Genomic DNA, 18,574 nt, shown 5'->3' with positions numbered 1-18,574 from the left:
AAAAGGAGGTACCTCATATGAGTTCACAAGGTACTGCAGACGCGGTCCACCGGCATCAACAGCTGGGACTTAGCGATGGTGAAGTATTGGATATGTACAAATACATGCTGCTCGCGCGCAAGTTTGACGAGCGTTGCTTGCTCTTGCAACGGGCTGGCAAAATTAACTTTCACGTATCCGGTGTAGGACAGGAAGCTGCGCAAGTAGGTGCTGCTTTTGGTCTGGATCGGGATCACGATTATTATTTACCTTATTACCGCGATTACGGTTTTGTACTGGCGGTAGGCATGACTCCGCGTGAGTTGATGTTGTCTGCTTTTGCGAAGGCAGAAGATCCGAATAGTGGCGGTCGGCAAATGCCCGGTCACTTCGGTCACAAAAAGCTGCGGATTGTGACGGGTTCCAGCCCGGTTACAACACAGGTTCCGCACGCTGTTGGATTTGCACTGGCTGCCAAAATGAAGAAGCAAGAATTTGTTTCTTTTGTTACGTTTGGCGAAGGATCAAGCAATCAGGGTGACTTCCATGAGGGAGCCAACTTTGCAGGTGTGCATAAATTGCCTGTCATTATTATGTGTGAGAACAATCAATATGCAATTTCGGTACCGATTCACAAACAGTTGAGCGGCAAAATATCCGATCGAGCACAAGGATACGGGTTCCCCGGACTTCGTGTAGATGGTAACGATGCATTAGAAGTATATGCTGCAGTGAAGGAAGCGCGTCGCCGTGCCATAGCCGGAGAAGGCCCGACACTGATTGAAGCGATGATGTATCGGTTGTCACCTCACTCCACCTCCGATAATGATCTGGCTTACCGGACCAAAGAGGAAGTTGAGGAGAACTGGAAGAAAGATGGCGTTCCTCGTATGAAGAACTACTTGATCGATTGCGGCATCTGGGACGAAGCCCGGGATGCGGATCTGGCTTCCCAGCTTGCGCTGGAAATGAAAGAAGCAACTGAATATGCAGACAACGCGCCATATCCTAAACCTGAGGACACTCTGACGCACGTTTATGCGGACAGCGAAGAAGGGGGACGGTAAGTATGGCAGTGATGGAATATATTGATGCAATCCGTCTCGCGATGAAAGAAGAGATGGAACGGGATGAAAATGTGTTTATCCTTGGTGAAGACGTAGGTCTCAAAGGTGGTGTGTTTACCACAACTAAAGGGCTGCAAGATCAGTTTGGCGAAATGCGAGTGATGGACACACCATTGTCTGAATCTGCTATTGCAGGTGTTGCGATTGGTGCAGCGATGTATGGCATGAAGCCGATTGCCGAGATGCAATATTCGGACTTCATGTTGCCGGCAACCAACCAGATCATTAGTGAAGCGGCGAAGATTCGCTATCGTTCCAACAATGACTGGAGCTGTCCGATTGTTATCCGTGCGCCGATTGGTGGCGGGATCTTCGGTGGGTTGTATCACTCCCAATGTCCGGAATCGATTTTCTTTGGTACACCTGGTCTGAAAATTATAGCTCCCTACTCGGCATACGATGCTAAGGGACTGCTCAAGGCCGCTATTCGCGACCCGGACCCGGTACTCTTTTTTGAAAATAAAAAATGCTACAAACTTATCAAGGAAGATGTGCCTGAAGATGATTACATCGTTCCGATTGGTAAGGCCAATGTACTTCGTGAGGGTGCGGATATTACGGTGATCGGTTACAGCCAGCCGCTGCATTTTGTTATGCAGGCTGCTGAGGAGCTGGAGCGTGAAGAAGGCATTACAGCACACGTTCTGGATCTGCGCACATTGCAACCGTTGGATCGTGAAGCGATTATTGCTTCCGCTCGTCTGACAGGCAAAGTGCTGATCGTACACGAAGATAACAAAACGGGTGGTGTAGGTGCCGAAGTTGCCGCGATTATTAGTGAGGAATGTCTATTTGAACTGGATGCACCGATTCAGCGTCTCTGCGGACCTGATGTGCCGGCCATGCCAATTAGCCCAACATTGGAGAAATTCTACATGCTGAGCAAGGACAAAGCCAAAGCAGCAATGCGTACACTTGCCGAGTTTTAATTTCGTTTTTTGGATCGTTTAAAAGTAAAGTTTGGAGTGATAATCAAATGGCTGAACGTATGAAATGGATCGAGGTCATTATGCCGCAATTGGCGGAATCGCTGGTCTCGGCTACCATAGGCAAATGGTTGAAAAAACCGGGCGACCGTGTGGAACAGTACGAGCCGATCTGTGAAGTAATCACTGATAAAGTTAATGCCGAGATTCCATCCACTGTGGATGGAATTATGGGTGACCTTTTGGTGGAAGAGGGCACAACGATTGCTGTTGGTGAAGCAATCTGCCGCATGCAGGTCGCAGCTTCTGACGAAGAAGCGGCTGAGCAAGTAACACAAGTATCGCAGCAACAGGAGCAAGTGCAGCAACATGCGAGCCCCACTCCTCTTGCCGCGTCAAATACAGCAGGACATGATCCGAACCAGCCGATGCGTAATCGGTATTCCCCGGCAGTGCAATCCTTGGCAGCAGAGCATGGCTTGAACTTGCAAAGTATCCAAGGCACAGGTGCCGGTGGTCGTATTACCCGCAAAGATGTGCTGACATTTGTTGCACAAGGAGGTAACGCGGCTGGATCGTCTGCACAAGCATCATCTCTTGCAGCACAGCATGCGCCTTCTGGTGTGCCGTCTGCTTCTCCATTCAGCGGAGTGAATCGTGGAAATGGAGAAATGGGTTTAACCGCTGGAGAAGCGATCTCAGCGTCTGATGCAGGTGTTCCTGTGAGACATTCAGGCATTCATCTAACCGAAAGTCCGAAAATTCCACAGATCGAAGTGGAAGGTGGCGGCCAGGGAAGATCGGAGTATTTCATCGATGTTACCCCTGTGCGTAATGCCATTGCCCGGAATATGCGTCAAAGCGTATCGGAAATCCCGCATGCATGGACGATGATCGAAGTGGATGTAACCAATCTTGTGATGCTGCGCAATAAACTCAAGGATGAGTTCAAGCGTAAGGAGGGCATCAATCTGACATATCTGTCCTTCATGATGAAGGGAGTCGTTAACGCGATTAAAGACTACCCAATCATGAACTCGGTATGGGCAGTGGACAAAATTATCGTCAAACGGGACATTAACCTGTCCATGGCGGTAGGAACCGAAGATTCTGTACTTACACCCGTAATCAAACATGCCGATCAGCGAAATATTGCAGGTCTGGCCCGTGAAGTCGATGAGCTAGCTCGTAAAACACGTGAAGGTACGTTGAAGCTGGACCATATGCAAGGTGGTACGTTCACGGTGAACAACACCGGTTCATTTGGTTCGATCCTGTCCCAGCCAATCATTAACTACCCGCAGGCAGCCATTCTTACATTCGAGTCGATTGTCAAGAAACCAGTGGTTATTAATGATATGATCGCTGTTCGCTCGATGGCTAACCTGTGTCTGTCGCTGGATCACCGAATCCTGGATGGGGTAATCAGCGGACGTTTCTTGCAACGTGTCAAAGAAAACCTTGAAGGATATACCATGGAGACCAAGGTGTATTAAGTAAATAGTTGTCGGGAAAGTGTATGTGCCGGAGGCCGTGCACTTTTCCTGCTGTCTACGGACAGGGGCTCAATTGTACACTGAACCTGAAGCAGAAGGGTGTGGGGAATCATGAGCAAGCTGCTGGATGTTGCATACATACCAATGCTTGATTATGAAGAGGCTTGGAACCGCCAGAAAGCGATTGTGCAGCGATTGGACGAGGGCGAGGGAGCGGAGCAGATGTTACTTTTACAGCACCCGCCAACGTATACGATCGGCTCACAAAATCATCCGGAGCATCTGCTTCTCAGTCCGGAAGAGTTGCGTGAGCAAGGGATTTCTTTGTTTCAAATTGACCGTGGCGGTGATATTACTTATCATGGCCCGGGCCAGTTGGTAGGTTACCCGTTATTGATTCTTGGTCGGGATGAAGACCTGGATCTGCACGGCTATCTACGGAAACTTGAGCAGGTGCTTATGGATTATCTCGCAGACCAGGGCATTGAAGCTGGACGCAAAGAGGGTTACACGGGTGTGTGGATTGGTGATATGAAGATTGCTGCAATCGGCATCAAGTTTAATCGTTGCAAACACCGCCGCGGTTTTGTGACCAGTCACGGGTTTGCTTTTAACATCAGCTCAGGCATTCAACATGCAGGTTTTCAGGGGATTGTTCCTTGTGGGATTGAACAGTATGGCGTTACCTCACTGGAGGATATAACGGGCAAGTCCTATGCGGTGGAGCAAGTAGCGCAGGAGATTGTTCCGTACTTTAATCGTATTTTTCAATATCAAATTAATTGGGTCACGGAAAAAGAAGCCCTTCAACGTCTGTAAACAGGTCGTCGAAAGGCTTTAGGTTGCTATCCAAACAGCAACGGTTCGAGAGCTATGAAAAGGGTGGACCCGATCATGGCGATCAGCATGAGATAGATGATGATTTTGAACCATTTCTTTTTTTGCATGATGAGAGAACTCCTTTCAACATAAAGTGTATGTTCAAAAAGACTGGTTTTCAGTACCAAGAAGATGGGATGAAGCTAGAAATGGAGTAGCGGAGCGTAGGGAAAACTATGTGAGCAACCACAATGTTTCCAAAGGAAACATACTTCGTAAGCCTCCCGCTTATTTCGGCTGAATTCCATATTCGATGCTGATGATGCCGCCAGGCATCCTTCGTAATCAAAAGCAGACTTTTTGAACAACCTCATAAAATAAACAAGCCATAGTAATTGTATTGTACCGTATCTACGAGAGGGAGGAAAGTCCTATGATTAAACAACAACGTGTTATCGATCAGTTCATGGAACTGGTGCAGATTGATAGTGAAACGAAAAATGAACAGAACATCTCGAAGGTGTTAAAAGAACAGTTTGCAGAGCTTGGTCTTCATGTCTATGAGGATGATACCATGGAGCAAACCGGACATGGCGCCGGAAACCTCGTCATTACCTGGGAAGCCGAAGGAACTGAAGGGGTTGCACCGATCTTTTTCACATGTCATATGGACACCGTGACGCCGGGACAGGGAATCAAGCCTGAACTGGGTGAAGATGGCTGGATCCGCAGTGATGGAACAACGATCCTGGGAGCAGATGACAAAGCAGGGATTGCGGCATTGTTTGAAGCGATTCGTGTGATCCAGGAAAACAAGATTCCACATGGTAAAATTCAATTTGTCATTACGGTCGGCGAAGAGTCTGGACTGGTGGGTGCACGTGCCATGAATCCGAAGGATATCGATGCCGAGTTCGGTTATGCGCTGGATTCTAATGGAGCTGTAGGCACGATCTGTGTTGCTGCTCCAGCGAGAGCTGAAATTCAAATGAGCATCTATGGTAAGTCTGCCCATGCTGGCGTGAATCCGGAAGACGGGATCAGCGCCATTCAGGTTGCCGCAAAAGCAATTGCAGCGATGACACTGGGCAGAATTGATGACGAGACAACAGCAAACATTGGAAAATTCCAGGGTGGGTCAGCACTCAATGTGGTATGTGACTTTGTACAGCTTGAAGCGGAAGCTCGCAGTATTGTGCAGGAGAAAGTTGAATTGCAGGTTGCACAGATGCGTGACGCGTTGGAAACGACTTGTCGCAAATACGGTGCAACAGCTGAATTCAGAAGTGAGATCCTTTACCCTGCATTTGGCTTCCATGATGAACACGAAGTTGTACAACTTGCACAGCGTGCCATCCGCAGTATTGGGCTGGAGACAAGTACGTTTGCTTCCGGTGGTGGCAGTGATGCCAATATCTTTAACGGATTCGACCTTCCAACAGTGAACTTGGCGGTAGGGTATGAGGATATTCATACAACCAAAGAACGTATTCGTGCCGAAGACATTGTGAAGTTATCCCAGGTAGTCGTAGCTATTATTCAGGAAACGGCAGCTGACAAGAAATAATATAGAGCACATGTTACCTCACATGTTGTTAGACAAAAGTCCGAACCCGGTCTATCTGTATCGGATTCGGACTTTTTGTGAATTCATGTTATATTTCAAGTGAGAAGACTCGTTAATTTAGGATCAAATTGAAACAATGGATCGATTACCCATTCATTTGCGTCCAGCGAGGAGATCGATTAACTTGGCATCCGGGCCCCACTCGCGTAACCATTGTTTGAGTATGAGCTGTACTTGCCGTGCTTGTCCTACCACGTGTAAGGATTGAGGCGTCATATAACTATTCATTGAAAGTCCCCCTGATTCGTTTATATTTGCTGTGAGAGTTCTATACGCTCACCATATGCCCAAAATAAGAGATATATACATTAACCGAATATATAATCCTACGATATGGAGTTGAAGAACCAATGAAACCAAATCAATCTGCCCAATCCATCCACGCGGCGCAACCTGCCAATCCAAAACTAGATGAAGTGACCGTATCCACTAAGCCAATCTTCGAGGGCAAAGTGATTTCACTTCAAGTCGATACCGTTAAACTACCGAATGGCCAGACGGCTACACGTGAGATAATCCGGCACCCTGGAGCGGTAGCTGTACTCGCTCTGAATGGGGATCGCATGCTTGTTGTGGATCAGTATCGTCAGGCAATGGGACGCACCGAAGTGGAGATTCCTGCGGGAAAACTGGACCCGGGAGAAGAGCCGGAAGTTGCCGCAGCACGTGAATTGCGAGAAGAGACGGGATATGTAGCCAAGTCGCTGCGTCATTTGCGTTCGTTTTACACGTCACCGGGGTTCGCAGATGAGATCATTCATCTTTACATCGCTGAAGAGTTGGAAGCAGGGGACATGGCGCTGGACGAAGATGAATTCCTTGAAGTTGCCGAAATAACTCTGGAGGAAGCTTATGCGCTTATGGACGAGAACCGGATTAGCGATGCCAAAACGATGATGGCCGTGTACGCGTGGGACCTTTACAGAACGACAGGACGGTTCTAAGGATGCAAGATCAACTGGAAACGTCCACGATGTGGGAGCCCTGTTATACAGACCTGCATATCCACATCGGACGAACCTCACGTGGGGAGGCCGTGAAAATCAGCGGCAGTCGTGATCTGACATTTGAGAATATTGCCCGGGAAGCATCGGATCGCAAAGGAATTCATTTACTTGGTGTTATTGATTGTCATTCTCCGGTTGTACAGACGGATATTGAGCAATTGCTGGAGAGTGGCACCATGTCCGAGATTGAGGGCGGCGGTATTGCCTACCAGGACACGACCATTCTGCTGGGTACAGAGATTGAGTTGCGCGAGCCTGGAATGCGTGAGTTCCATATGCTGGCGTACTTCCGTGATTTGAAAACGATGAAGTCCTTCACGGACTGGATGAAACGTTATATGAAAAATGTGAATCTCAGTTCTCAGCGGGTCTACGTGCCCGCTCTTGAGATGCAGACGGAGATTAAGGCCCGTGGTGGACTTATTGTTCCTGCACATGTATTTACACCGCATAAAGGCATCTATGGCAGTACGGCGTCCCGTATGGGCGATGTACTGGATACCCGTCTCGTGGATGCGGTAGAGCTGGGGTTAAGCTCGGACTCATCCATGGCCAGTTATATTCGGGAGTTGGATCATGTACCGTTTCTGACCAATTCGGATGCTCATTCGCTCGGTAAGATTGGACGGGAGTATAACGAGCTGCAAGTTGCTGCCCCTTCTTTTGATGAATTCCGTATGGCACTTCAAGGAGAAGCCGGCAGGAAAATTGCGGCCAATTATGGACTGAATCCAAGGCTGGGCAAATATCATCGTACCTACTGTGCAGCATGTGGCAGCATTATGGATGAGCAAGCGATGTCAGCAGAGCGCTGTCCGCACTGTGGCAGTCTGAAGCTGGTGCAGGGGGTGCTGGATCGCATCCTGGCGATCTCTGATCGAGAGAATCCTCATGTTCCTGCAAACAGACCAGCCTATCATTATCAGGTGCCACTGGAGTTCATCCCGGGACTTGGCAAAGCCAAACTGCGCCAGCTACTGGACCATTTTGGTACAGAAATGAACGTACTTCATCGCACGCGTGAGGAAGAGCTTGCTGCGGTTGTTGGACCTGTGCTGGCAGGCTTGATTGTGGCTGCACGGAACGGACAACTGGAGCTGTCCTCCGGAGGTGGCGGTACGTACGGAAAGGTTGCTGTTCAGGAAAAAGCCTCGGAGTGACCGGTGTAAATAATCTTTAGTTCAACTCATATAGCTTTCGCTATACAGAGGTCCAATCTGGACAAGAAGTCATACAGGTGCATTCCGGTTCATAAGAATGACTATGAGGATGTAAATGAAAATCCTTGCAGCATGATACCGGAAAGGGGACTCGTACCTGTATGCGCTCTTCCTACTTTACATTTAAAGGTCAAACTTCGTTATATGTATTCGTGGCCGTCTTGTTTCTGGTCGGCGTCATTTTTGGCGCGCTCATGGTGAACGCATTGTCTCTCGAGCAACGTCAGGATCTGGAGGGTTATCTCGGTAATTTCTTCATGACCGTGCAGCACAGTGCACAAGTGACTGAGACCGGGGCATATTGGGACATTGCCATGCTCCATCTGAAATGGGTGGGTCTGATCTTTATTCTGGGTTTATCCGTCGTTGGACTACCCGGTATACTGGTTCTGGATTTTTTGAAAGGTGTGCTCATTGGATTCACAGTGGGGTACCTTGTTGGACAGTATTCCTGGAAAGGGCTACTGTTTGCACTGGTGTCCGTGGCACCGCATAATCTATTTGTCATTCCGATCCTCCTGATCTGCAGTGTAGCGGCGATGACGTTCTCGTTATACATCATTCGTAATCGTGTTTTGATGCAGCGAACACCTGGTCGACAAAGGCCTTTTGCTTCATATATAGTGTTAACTTTGGTTATGGCTGCATTGCTGCTCGGCGTGGCGTCTTTTGAAACATGGGTTACACCTGCAATGATGCGTTGGGTCACGCCAATGTTACTACCGGCCTAACGTGCACCGTATAGTGTAAAATGTTGACTTTAATTACGCACTCCCCCTATAATGAAAAGAGTGGGTTAAGTTGCAGTGTGCAGTGATTTCCTAGGGGGAGGGAGAAAATGGAAGCACGGATTGATAAAATTAAGCAGCAACTACAGTCCCAAGGATATAAATTAACGCCCCAGCGGGAAGCCACCTTAAGAGTACTTCTTGAGAATGAAGAAGATCATCTGAGCGCAGAAGATGTATTCATGCTCGTTAAAGAAAAGGCTCCCGAAATCGGTCTGGCAACCGTGTACCGTACCCTCGAACTGCTGAGTGAGCTGCATGTTGTAGAGAAAATCAACTTCGGCGACGGTGTAGCGCGTTATGATCTGCGCGGAGATACATCCAAGCATCACCATCATCACTTAATCTGTGTTCAATGCGGAAGTATGGATGAAATACGTGAAGACTGGCTTGGACCGCTTGAAGAGCGTTTGGAGCGGGAATTCAACTTTTCGGTAGTAGATCACCGACTGGACTTTCATGGAATTTGTTATCGTTGCAAAGCTAAAAATGAACAGAAACCCAAAGATGAAGAATAACATAGCATATCTTCAAGCTCTCACCGGCGGTTTTGACGGGAGAGCTTTTTTGGCACCGGACATGATCTGGAGTTTCCCCCGAATGGCATAAACCTGTGTTTATGGACATACCCTGATTCAAGGACAATACCGGATTCGAATCAGGAGGGGACGCGCCCATGATTATATCAGTGCGGAGAGGGCTCCGTTTTATTCGATTTATTATATTTTTTGCTGCATTAGTTTATCTGTTCTATCATGTTCTGGATCTGTTTAATGGCTGGATCTCACCTGTGGATCAGTATCAGATGCCGACTGGCAATGCAATCAAAGTATTTCAGGAAACGGATTGGCCGGGTAATGGAGAAGGACGTCCTACGATGGCAGAGCGTCTCCGTTTGTTCTATTGGTACGGGGAGTAGCTTCAAACAGCCAGGGATGCAAATACGGGAGCAGTCTGCCAGAGCGGCAGATCTGTCAGTTGAGGAGCGTTGTACATGAAACAGACGATACACGCCTACGCCTTATACTTGGAAGATGATAAAGGGATGTCGAGCAGCACGCTTGAATCGTATCTCCGAGACGTGGACAAGTTCATTGAATTTGCAGATAAGGAATATGGCATACGCGAAGCCGACCAGGTCAGACGTACACATGTCGTCCTGTTTGCAGGTCAGCTCAAACAGGCAGGACGTGCCAATGCAACCATTGCCCGCAGCATCGTATCTCTGCGCTCCTACTTTCATTTTTTGATGCGACGGGGTGATATTATACAGGACCCTACGTTTGATGTGGAAGCTCCCAAGGCGGACAAGACGCCACCACAGGTGTTAAGTATCCAAGAGATCGAACAACTGCTGACAGCGCCTGATACTCGTTCACCGCAGGGTGTGAGAGATCGAGCGATGCTTGAACTGTTATATGCTACAGGCATTAGGGTCTCGGAACTGATTGCCCTTGACATTCGGGATGTACAGCCAGGGATGCGCTTTATACGATGCGGTGGGGCGGGCAAGGAACGTATCCTTCCCATCGGTGCACCAGCTGCACATTGGGCAAGTGTATATGTGGAGGAATTCCGCAACAAGTTGCTCAAAACCGATTCGGCCGAGCAGGCACTATTCGTGAATGTATCTGGCAGACGTTTAACCCGGCAGGGCTTCTGGAAGCTGCTCAAAAAAGCGGCGGTGGATGCGGGAATCTCGGAAGAAATTACGCCGCATACCCTTCGTCATTCGTTTGCAGCACACCTGATTGCCAATGGGGCGGATACACGTGCGGTTCAAGACATGCTGGGTCACGTGGAGCAGCCTGGACAACAATATGGCAATCATGGTCGCAAAACCATGAAAGAAATCTATGAAACCCATCATCCGAGGGCAAGATAGATTTTGACGCATGGCATTCACAAATAAATGCGGAACATTGGGCCGATTTAGGATAAAATAAATTGAATACATCCAAACGCCGTTATACATAAGACGGATCGTTTCAACTCAAGGAGGAACATACATCGCATGACAGCATTAAACCAACAAATGATTTCGGAAGCAGCATCTTATATTCAAAGCAAAAGCTCCATCAAGCCGGAAGTAGGTTTGATTTTGGGTTCAGGTCTTGGCGTACTGGCAGAACTGATTGAAGATGGCGTAAGTATTGCTTATCAGGATGTTCCGCATTTTCCAGTGTCCACAGTAGAAGGACATGAAGGTGAACTATTGGTCGGAACCATTAAAGGTCGTCCAGTCGTGATGATGAAAGGCCGTTTCCATATGTACGAAGGATATGGTCCGGAATTGACAGCTTTCCCGGTACGGGTTATGAAAGAACTGGGTGTAAGCAGCCTGCTTGTAACCAATGCTGCAGGCGGCGTGAATACGTCGTATGAAGCTGGAGACTTGATGCTGATCTCGGATCACTTGAATCTCACAGGCAAAAATCCACTGATCGGACCAAATGACGCTGCACTGGGCGTGCGTTTCCCGGATCTGTCCGAAGCATATAGCCGCCGTTTGCGTGCGCTGGCGAAGGATACGGCTGCATCACAAGGTTTTAACGTACGTGAAGGGGTATACGCAGGTATGCTCGGTCCGAACTATGAGACACCTGCAGAGATCAGAATGCTGCGTACACTGGGCGCAGACGCAGTGGGCATGTCCACTGTATCTGAAGTGATTGTGGCACGCCACGCGGGCCTGGAAGTACTCGGTATTTCCTGTATCAGCAACATGGCTGCCGGAATTCTGGACCAGCCACTGTCACATGATGAGGTTATGGAGACGACGGAACGTGTGCGTGAGTCGTTCCTGGCGCTGGTAGTGGCAGTTATTCCACAAATGTAAGCAAGATTTGAGTAGATAAGGTTACCTCTTTGGATGAGAAATCATAGGGGGGTAACCTTTTTTTGTTGTGTTGAACGTACGGTTACTCATTCCTTGAGTGCAGTGCGTTTTTTTTGGCTATGACCACATTTTCAATAAAAGTTCGGGAAATCATGCTTTACATGGAATAATTTACTGGAAACGGGCCGACAATGATTAGCAGTACATGCATGGAACATGCAGTAAGCAAGTCATTTGAGGAGGTAACCTTGTGAAGAAAAGAATAATGGCATCGTTCATGACCCTTTGTATCCTGCTGTCCCTTATGGCATCAACAGCATTGGCTGAAGAAACACCGAAGGCAGCGGGAGGAACTGATCTGGCCCCGTCGGCGCGCTCTGCGATCTTAATGGATGCAGACACGGGAACGGTCATTTATGAGAAAAACAGTCATGATCAGCTGCCTCCAGCGAGCATTACAAAGATTATGACCATGCTGCTTACAATCGAAGCGATCGACTCGGGTAAGCTGAAGCTGACCGACAAAGTAAGAACAAGCGAGTATGCAGCTTCCATGGGCGGTTCGCAGATCTTCCTGGAGCCTGGGGAAGAAATGACGGTAGATGATATGTTAAAAGGGATCGCGATGGCTTCGGGCAATGATGCCTCGGTAGCGATGGCTGAGAAGATCGCTGGCTCGGAAGAAGCCTTTGTACAGCTGATGAATGAGCGTGCGAAGGAGCTTGGCATGAAGGATACTCATTTTGCCAACTGTAACGGCCTGCCGGTCGATAATCATTATTCTTCCGCCCATGACATTGCCGTCATGAGCCGTGAACTGTTGAAGCATTCCGGGATTACGAAGTACACCGGTGCATATCAGGATTACCTTCGCAAAGATACGGAAAAGCCATTCTGGCTGGTGAATACAAACAAGCTGGTTCGTTTTTATGAAGGGGCAGATGGTTTGAAAACAGGTTACACATCCGAAGCGAAATTCTGCTTGTCCGCAACAGCGTCCAAAGATGGACTGCGTGTCGTTTCCGTGGTACTCGGTGAACCAAATACCAAAACACGGAACAGTGAAGTGTCTTCGATGTTTGACTATGCGTTTAGTCAATATACGATGAAGGCGCTCTACAAGGCAGGGGATCTGCTGGGTAGTCTGAAGATCGAAAAAGGTGAAGTTGCCGAATTGCCTCTGAATGCCACGCAAAATTATAGTGTGCTGATGCGCAAAGGAGCCAAATCCAACGACATCCGGCATGAATTGCTGGTTGCCAAAGAATTGAAAGCTCCGATCAAAGCCGGGCAAAGTATAGGTAAACTGGTGGTTTACCAGGGCAACGACGTCATTAAGGAGTTCGAAATTCAGGCTCCGCAGGATGTGAATAAGGCTGGCTGGTGGAAGCTGTTCAAGCGGACAACGTCCAACCTGTTTGACTAAACGGCGATTTCTGCGAGTTGCACGTATCCTTCGAACATATTTTGTAGTTAAATAGGGGTTTTCTTCTAGTTTTGTCGGGGGGCAGGAAAAGCCTTCGGAAGCGTAGAAATCCTTGTTCTAAGACAGGGAGGAGAGTGAGCAAACGTGAACTTGCATGTGGAAATGGAACACCATCGCGGGATTCTGATTGTACGATTATCCGGGGAGCTGGATCACCATACAGCTGACATGGTACGGATGCAAATGGATGAAGCCATCCAGCGGAGACAAAGCGAGCATCTCGTACTCAGCCTGAAAGATCTGCAATTTATGGACAGTTCAGGTCTGGGTGTCATTTTGGGAAGATACAAGCTCATTAAGAATAAAGGTGGCAAGATGGTGGTCTGTGACGTCAATTCGCCAGTGTACCGTTTGCTGGAAATGTCGGGTCTGTTCAAGATTATGCCGATATACGAAAATGAGGGAACTGCTCTCTCAGGTCTGGAGGTCGTCTCATGAATGAAGGAACAGGGACAAATTTCATGAATCTGCAATTCGCGGCCAAGTCAGAGAATGAGTCGTTTGCACGGGTAACCGTTGCTGCGTTTATCTCCCAGCTTGATCCAACGATGGACGAGCTCAGTGACCTGAAGACGGTCATTTCGGAAGCCGTGACCAACAGCATCATCCACGGATACAACAACAACTCCGAAGGTGTTGTGTCTATCCAGGCCGAGATTCGGGAAGACATGATTACAATCATCGTGGAAGACCGCGGTGAAGGAATCGAAGATCTTGAACTCGCCAAGCAGCCGCTATATACGTCCAAACCCGAACTTGAGCGGTCGGGCATGGGCTTCACCATTATGGAAAACTTTATGGATGAATTCGAAGTCAGCAGTGAGCCCGGCAGAGGCACCTCCATCAAGATGAAAAAAAGGATTGAATCCAAGAAAGCATTGTATAATTAGGGGTTGGTGTTCTTATGGATGCTGAAGTGAAACCATCTTCACAGACCTATTTGGACGATGCCGAGGTCAAACGGCTGATTGCGCTCAGTCAGTCGGGTGACCATGTCTCACGGGATACGCTGGTGAACTGCAACATCAGACTCGTCTGGTCCGTCGTACAGCGTTTTATGAACAGGGGATATGATCCGGAAGATCTGTTCCAGATTGGTTGTATCGGTCTGCTCAAGTCAGTGGACAAATTCGATCTCAGTTATGACGTGAAGTTCTCAACCTACGCGGTACCGATGATCATCGGAGAAATCCAGCGATTCCTGCGGGATGACGGTACCCTGAAGGTCAGTCGTTCACTGAAAGAGATGGCGAATAAAGTCCGCAAAAAAAGGGACGAACTGTCCAAACATCTGGATCGTTTACCAACGATTAAGGAAGTTGCCGCAGAGCTGGGGGTAACTCCGGAGGAAGTTGTATTTGCCCAGGAAGCGAACAAACCACCGACCTCCATCCATGAGACCGTATTTGAGAATGACGGTGATCCCATCACGTTAATGGATCAGATTGCCGACGAGTCTCAGGAACGTTGGTTTGACAAGCTGGCTCTGAACGAAGCCATCGGTGGTCTCAGCGAGCGGGAGCGATTAATCGTTTATCTTCGGTATTACCGAGATCAGACCCAGTCCGAGGTTGCCAGCAGGCTGGGAATATCTCAGGTGCAGGTATCACGTCTGGAGAAAAAAATACTGCAATCCATCCGCGACCAGATCGCGCAGTGATTTCATGGGTTGCACCAACAGTATTGGCGTTTATACACCAATATACAACAACTAACAACCTTCTATCGCGCATTATGGCGAGGGAGGTTATTTGTTGTTAATACGGGGAGATCCCGAACGATTGGACTGCATGACCAGCATCATGCCAAGAATACATGCCATACCAATCCATTGATAGAAGCCAAAAGGTTCATGGAGCCATATGACGGTTGTTCCAACAGCAGCAAGCGGCTCTGCGCTCCCAAGCAAGCTAGTTTCCTTGGGTGTAAGACTTTTGAGACTCGCAATATAAAACCAAAAAGCAATCATGGTTCCAAAAAGGATCGTAAATATCAAATAACCGTAGGTTTCGAGCGTGATGCTAGCAAAATTCATTTTCCAAGGCGGGTGAATAAAACTCATTCCCAAACCAGCGATGATCATAGCCCAGCCAACCACAACAAGTGAATCGAATTTTTTAATTAGTTGCACGGCATACAGCGTATAAAATGCAGCTGAAACCCCGGATAATATGCCCCACATCACTGCGAGCCAGGAGACAGATAACTGCGTGAGTGAGCCGTTCGTCAGTAGGAGAAAACACCCACCGAGAGCCAGAACGGCGCATGCAAGGTCATTGCGTGTAAGGACAGACTGCTTACGGAGTGCGATGTAAATCATGATCATGACAGGGGACAGGTACTGTAGGAGTGTAGCCACCGCTGAATTGCCGTGTTTAATGGATGCCATGTACGTATACTGAACGGCAAGCATGCCCACCAATCCAAAAATGATCAACTGCCCAGCGGTTTTTTTATTTCTCCATACATCAAAAATCTGAAATCTTCCATTTGTAAACGATTGAATAACCAGTAATAGTAACCCAGCAATCAACAATCGTACAGTGACATACCAATTGACCTCAATTCCATCCAGCTGAAACAATTTTTGAGATACCGTCCCCCCAATGCCCCAGCAGATGGCTCCCGTCAGAACGAGCACGATGCCTGAAATTTTGGATTTTGCAGAAGTTGTCATTCTTGTTCGCCTCACCTTAAATATAAGAATAGTGTTATATTAAAGAGAAATACGATACATTTATATCAATATTACACTTAAAAATATAACTATATTGAGATGAGGGCCATGCAGAAGATCGAATTTATCATTGATCAACATTTGAAAGAAATGACGCAACACCGTACCGATACATTATCTATAGCCTGTTATGAGACAACCATTGTTAAAAATGTTCACGGACATATTCCTCTCCACTGGCATGATGAATTGCAGTTTGTTGCCGTTCTTCAGGGTAAGGCGTTGTTCCATATCAACGATCAAAAGATGATTTTGTCCAAAGGTGACGGGGTTTTTATCAACAGTGGAATAATGCATATGGCCGAAGATCACGGGGTGAGCGAGAACTGCATTTATTTATGTCTGAATTTGTCCCCACATGTTATCATGCCTTCGGATTTGTATATAAAGTACGTACATCCATATGTAACAGCAACTAATTTGCCTTTTCTGTATATCGAAAGAGCTAACGCTTGGGGAGAACAGATCCTGGATGTTATTTCACGGATTAGAAAAGAGTTAGTGCACCAAGTTCCTTTTTACGAAGTGAATGTTGCTTCTGCGGTGCTTAATATGTGGAAACTGCTGATTATGAACGGATATTCTCTTGAACATGATCCATCAGAGATGAGCAGAAACAACCGAATGAAAGACATGTTGCAATGGATTAATCTCAATTATGCCGATCCAATTAAGCTTGAAGATATTGCAAAGGCCGGACAGTTAAGTCGATCGGAGACTTGCCGTTATTTCAAGCAAATCCTGAAAACCACACCCATGCAATATGTGATCGAGTACCGCATCCAAAGAAGCATTGAACTATTGCAATCCTCCAAGCGTAGCATCACCGAAATTGCCTATGAGGTCGGTTTTAACAGCACGAGTTATTACATTAACCAATTCCGCAAAACAATGAATTCAACCCCTTTACGATTTAGAAGGGAATTGAACAAAAGAGAAAAAGAACATAATTCTTGAGTTATTGTATATGATCCGTGACCTATCTACCAATACCGAAGAGTCGCCCATACGGCGACTTTTTTTGATATGTAACAAAATGCTCCGCACTCGGTTGCGCTTCAAATCCCCAAATTTCTAAAATTAATATCCAGAAGCTACCTTCACAAGTCATAGAATTTTGCGCAAAATAACCCCAAAAAGCTCATCTTTCAATTCCCTTCCTGCCTACTCCTCCAGCATATTTATTACAAACCTTTGGAAACGGGAGGACGATGGGTAGCGGAGGGATGGAATCGGTCAAAAGGAGCGAAGCGTTCGCCTTTAGCACTGGATTTCCTCCTTGAAAAGGAGAGTTCAAGAAATCCGGGAATAACAGCGACCAATGACCGATCCATCCCGCAGCGTCCACCCACCTCACGATCTTTTTCCAACCAGACTGTAATAAATTTGCACATTCTTCAAATACTAACCTAAATTACGCAGTAAAGGAGTGCTATGGATGTCCCAGACACCCACTCCAATGGTCTATATTCGTCTGCGCAGCCGTATTCGCATCCAGAGGGGCAGAGCAGTCAAGCTTGGAGACATTGCACATGTACTGACCTCTTCAGAAGACCAAGAGGGCAGGCTATTGGAGCTTGAACTGCTAAGCCCTGGACCAGAGGATGGCAATCTGATCCTCATTGATATATTGCAGATTATTCCCCAAATTCGGCACATCTTGCCGGAGGTAAGTGTGGAACTGATAGGATCAGGCCATACGTTGGTTGAAGTCATTGCGGGAAATGGTCAACCTTCCAAGTCTCTGTTCATATTGGTTTGGCTGCTGCTGTTCTTCGGATCGGCCTTAACCATTATGAATTTTCATGCCGATGTGAACATGCAGGAAGTACAGATTCGAATTGTGGAGATGCTCACTGGGCATCGGGACGAACATCCCTATCTGTTCCAAGTGGCGTATTCTATTGGTATTGGATTCGGAATGGCAGTATTTTTTAATCATTTGTTTAAGAAAAAATGGAATGAGGAACCTACCCCGCTGGAAGTAGAGATGTTCCTATACCAGCAAAATGTAGATAAATATGTGGTGATTGAAGAAAGTGAACGGATGCACGAGCAGGAACGCAGGGAGATGAATGCGGATGAGCGTTCTTAATGGAGCAATCAGCATTGTATTGGGTATTGCAGGGGGGATTGCCGTAGGGAGCGGCGTAATTGCGCTCATTCTGGTGCTCGATATGATTCCCAGGTTGGCTCAACTTACGCAATCGTATGACAAAACTCACTGGTACGAAGGGGCGCTAATTGGTGGTTCACTGCTCGGGACGGTGGCGGACTTCTGGCATTGGAAAATGCATGGGGTGCTGCTGCTCAGCCCGATCGTTGGTTTGTTCTGTGGCGTGTTCATCGGTCTGCTCGCCGCAGCGCTCACTGAGGTACTCAATGTACTGCCCGTGCTAGCCAAACGATTGGGCATGAAACCTTATTTATTTGGATTACTGCTCGCCATGATTTTGGGCAAAATGACAGGTTCCCTGTTTGATTTTTTCATATATCAGCGGTAACTCGTGGCCATAGGAGGAT

General features: G+C 47.5%; 22 protein-coding genes. 19 read left to right on the top strand and 3 right to left on the bottom strand.

Translation table 11 applies throughout. The annotated features are described in order from the left end of the window. Positions 1-17: 17 nt before the first annotated feature. The 4 genes from MHI55_RS20315 to lipB all read left to right on the top strand — a co-directional run bounded on the left by MHI55_RS20315 (position 18) and on the right by lipB (position 4,347). Entirely contained in the window at positions 18-1,046 is a 1,029-nt protein-coding gene (locus MHI55_RS20315; protein ID WP_017687620.1) for a thiamine pyrophosphate-dependent dehydrogenase E1 component subunit alpha, read from the top strand. A gap of 2 nt (positions 1,047-1,048) precedes the next feature. Then, positions 1,049-2,035 (top strand): alpha-ketoacid dehydrogenase subunit beta, encoded by a 987-nt coding sequence (locus MHI55_RS20310; protein WP_017687621.1) that lies wholly within the window; start codon positions 1,049-1,051, stop codon positions 2,033-2,035. Positions 2,036-2,082: 47 nt separating this feature from the next. Then, the gene (locus tag MHI55_RS20305) at positions 2,083-3,528 is read left to right on the top strand and encodes a dihydrolipoamide acetyltransferase family protein (RefSeq protein WP_076251120.1); all 1,446 of its coding nucleotides are present in this window, start codon (positions 2,083-2,085) and stop codon (positions 3,526-3,528) included. A 111-nt stretch (positions 3,529-3,639) separates the two neighbouring features. Beyond that, positions 3,640-4,347, top strand: a complete 708-nt coding sequence (gene lipB, locus MHI55_RS20300; RefSeq protein ID WP_076251122.1) for a lipoyl(octanoyl) transferase LipB — start codon at positions 3,640-3,642, stop codon at positions 4,345-4,347. A gap of 26 nt (positions 4,348-4,373) precedes the next feature. Here the strand turns inward: lipB and prli42 are convergent, their stop codons facing one another. Next, complete coding sequence (gene prli42, locus MHI55_RS20295) at positions 4,374-4,475, bottom strand: stressosome-associated protein Prli42 (RefSeq protein WP_017687624.1); 102 nt, start codon at positions 4,473-4,475, stop codon at positions 4,374-4,376. Between the two features lie 305 nt (positions 4,476-4,780). On the opposite strand from prli42, the gene MHI55_RS20290 reads away from it, so the two are divergent. Continuing rightward, positions 4,781-5,914 carry a M20/M25/M40 family metallo-hydrolase gene (locus MHI55_RS20290; protein ID WP_036607871.1) on the top strand — a complete coding sequence of 378 codons (1,134 nt, stop codon included), beginning with the start codon at positions 4,781-4,783 and terminating at the stop codon, positions 5,912-5,914. A 153-nt stretch (positions 5,915-6,067) separates the two neighbouring features. Here the strand turns inward: MHI55_RS20290 and MHI55_RS20285 are convergent, their stop codons facing one another. Then, complete coding sequence (locus MHI55_RS20285; RefSeq protein ID WP_100527202.1) at positions 6,068-6,202, bottom strand: Z-ring formation inhibitor MciZ; 135 nt, start codon at positions 6,200-6,202, stop codon at positions 6,068-6,070. Positions 6,203-6,324: 122 nt separating this feature from the next. On the opposite strand from MHI55_RS20285, the gene MHI55_RS20280 reads away from it, so the two are divergent. The 11 genes from MHI55_RS20280 (at position 6,325) to sigF (ending at position 14,974) form a co-directional block, all read left to right on the top strand. Next, positions 6,325-6,918, top strand: coding sequence for an NUDIX hydrolase (locus MHI55_RS20280; protein ID WP_051447058.1), 594 nt, complete (start codon positions 6,325-6,327; stop codon positions 6,916-6,918). 2 nt (positions 6,919-6,920) lie between these two features. Further along, a complete protein-coding gene (locus MHI55_RS20275) occupies positions 6,921-8,141 on the top strand; it encodes an endonuclease Q family protein (protein ID WP_076251124.1) in 1,221 nt (406 codons plus the stop codon). A gap of 161 nt (positions 8,142-8,302) precedes the next feature. After that, positions 8,303-8,932, top strand: a complete 630-nt coding sequence (gene spoIIM, locus MHI55_RS20270; protein WP_017687629.1) for a stage II sporulation protein M — start codon at positions 8,303-8,305, stop codon at positions 8,930-8,932. Between the two features lie 107 nt (positions 8,933-9,039). Then, on the top strand, positions 9,040-9,507 hold the full coding sequence (locus tag MHI55_RS20265; RefSeq protein WP_036607866.1) for a Fur family transcriptional regulator: 468 nt from the start codon (positions 9,040-9,042) through the stop codon (positions 9,505-9,507). Between the two features lie 158 nt (positions 9,508-9,665). After that, positions 9,666-9,908 (top strand): DUF4227 family protein, encoded by a 243-nt coding sequence (locus tag MHI55_RS20260; protein WP_017687632.1) that lies wholly within the window; start codon positions 9,666-9,668, stop codon positions 9,906-9,908. 75 nt (positions 9,909-9,983) lie between these two features. Next, complete coding sequence (locus MHI55_RS20255) at positions 9,984-10,874, top strand: tyrosine recombinase (RefSeq protein WP_076251126.1); 891 nt, start codon at positions 9,984-9,986, stop codon at positions 10,872-10,874. A gap of 129 nt (positions 10,875-11,003) precedes the next feature. Continuing rightward, positions 11,004-11,828: a purine-nucleoside phosphorylase gene (locus MHI55_RS20250; protein ID WP_076251128.1), complete on the top strand. Its 825-nt coding sequence runs from the start codon at positions 11,004-11,006 to the stop codon at positions 11,826-11,828. Positions 11,829-12,132: 304 nt separating this feature from the next. Next, the gene (locus MHI55_RS20245; RefSeq protein ID WP_256720020.1) at positions 12,133-13,254 is read left to right on the top strand and encodes a D-alanyl-D-alanine carboxypeptidase family protein; all 1,122 of its coding nucleotides are present in this window, start codon (positions 12,133-12,135) and stop codon (positions 13,252-13,254) included. Between the two features lie 144 nt (positions 13,255-13,398). Then, positions 13,399-13,752, top strand: coding sequence for an anti-sigma F factor antagonist (spoIIAA, locus tag MHI55_RS20240; RefSeq protein ID WP_017687636.1), 354 nt, complete (start codon positions 13,399-13,401; stop codon positions 13,750-13,752). Beyond that, positions 13,749-14,204: an anti-sigma F factor gene (gene spoIIAB / locus MHI55_RS20235; protein WP_036672324.1), complete on the top strand. Its 456-nt coding sequence runs from the start codon at positions 13,749-13,751 to the stop codon at positions 14,202-14,204. Before spoIIAA ends, spoIIAB begins: the two co-directional genes overlap by 4 nt. A 14-nt stretch (positions 14,205-14,218) precedes the next feature. Next, positions 14,219-14,974 carry an RNA polymerase sporulation sigma factor SigF gene (sigF, locus tag MHI55_RS20230; RefSeq protein WP_036607856.1) on the top strand — a complete coding sequence of 252 codons (756 nt, stop codon included), beginning with the start codon at positions 14,219-14,221 and terminating at the stop codon, positions 14,972-14,974. Positions 14,975-15,061: 87 nt separating this feature from the next. Here the strand turns inward: sigF and MHI55_RS20225 are convergent, their stop codons facing one another. Next, positions 15,062-15,991 carry an EamA family transporter gene (locus tag MHI55_RS20225; RefSeq protein WP_076251132.1) on the bottom strand — a complete coding sequence of 310 codons (930 nt, stop codon included), beginning with the start codon at positions 15,989-15,991 and terminating at the stop codon, positions 15,062-15,064. 108 nt (positions 15,992-16,099) lie between these two features. Here MHI55_RS20225 and MHI55_RS20220 point away from each other — a divergent pair, with 108 nt between their 5' ends. The 3 genes from MHI55_RS20220 to MHI55_RS20210 all read left to right on the top strand — a co-directional run bounded on the left by MHI55_RS20220 (position 16,100) and on the right by MHI55_RS20210 (position 18,555). Further along, positions 16,100-17,008: an AraC family transcriptional regulator gene (locus tag MHI55_RS20220; protein ID WP_076251134.1), complete on the top strand. Its 909-nt coding sequence runs from the start codon at positions 16,100-16,102 to the stop codon at positions 17,006-17,008. Positions 17,009-17,489: 481 nt separating this feature from the next. After that, positions 17,490-18,146, top strand: a complete 657-nt coding sequence (locus MHI55_RS20215; protein ID WP_017687642.1) for a stage V sporulation protein AA — start codon at positions 17,490-17,492, stop codon at positions 18,144-18,146. Next, positions 18,127-18,555 (top strand): stage V sporulation protein AB, encoded by a 429-nt coding sequence (locus MHI55_RS20210; protein ID WP_026080996.1) that lies wholly within the window; start codon positions 18,127-18,129, stop codon positions 18,553-18,555. Before MHI55_RS20215 ends, MHI55_RS20210 begins: the two co-directional genes overlap by 20 nt. Positions 18,556-18,574: the final 19 nt, after the last annotated feature.

Source organism: Paenibacillus sp. FSL E2-0151 (assembly GCF_037993015.1).
Classification (GTDB): Bacteria; Bacillota; Bacilli; order Paenibacillales; family Paenibacillaceae; genus Paenibacillus; species Paenibacillus amylolyticus.
The sequence above is the reverse complement of the archived record's forward strand: the minus strand, read 5'-3'. Positions and strand labels throughout refer to the sequence as shown.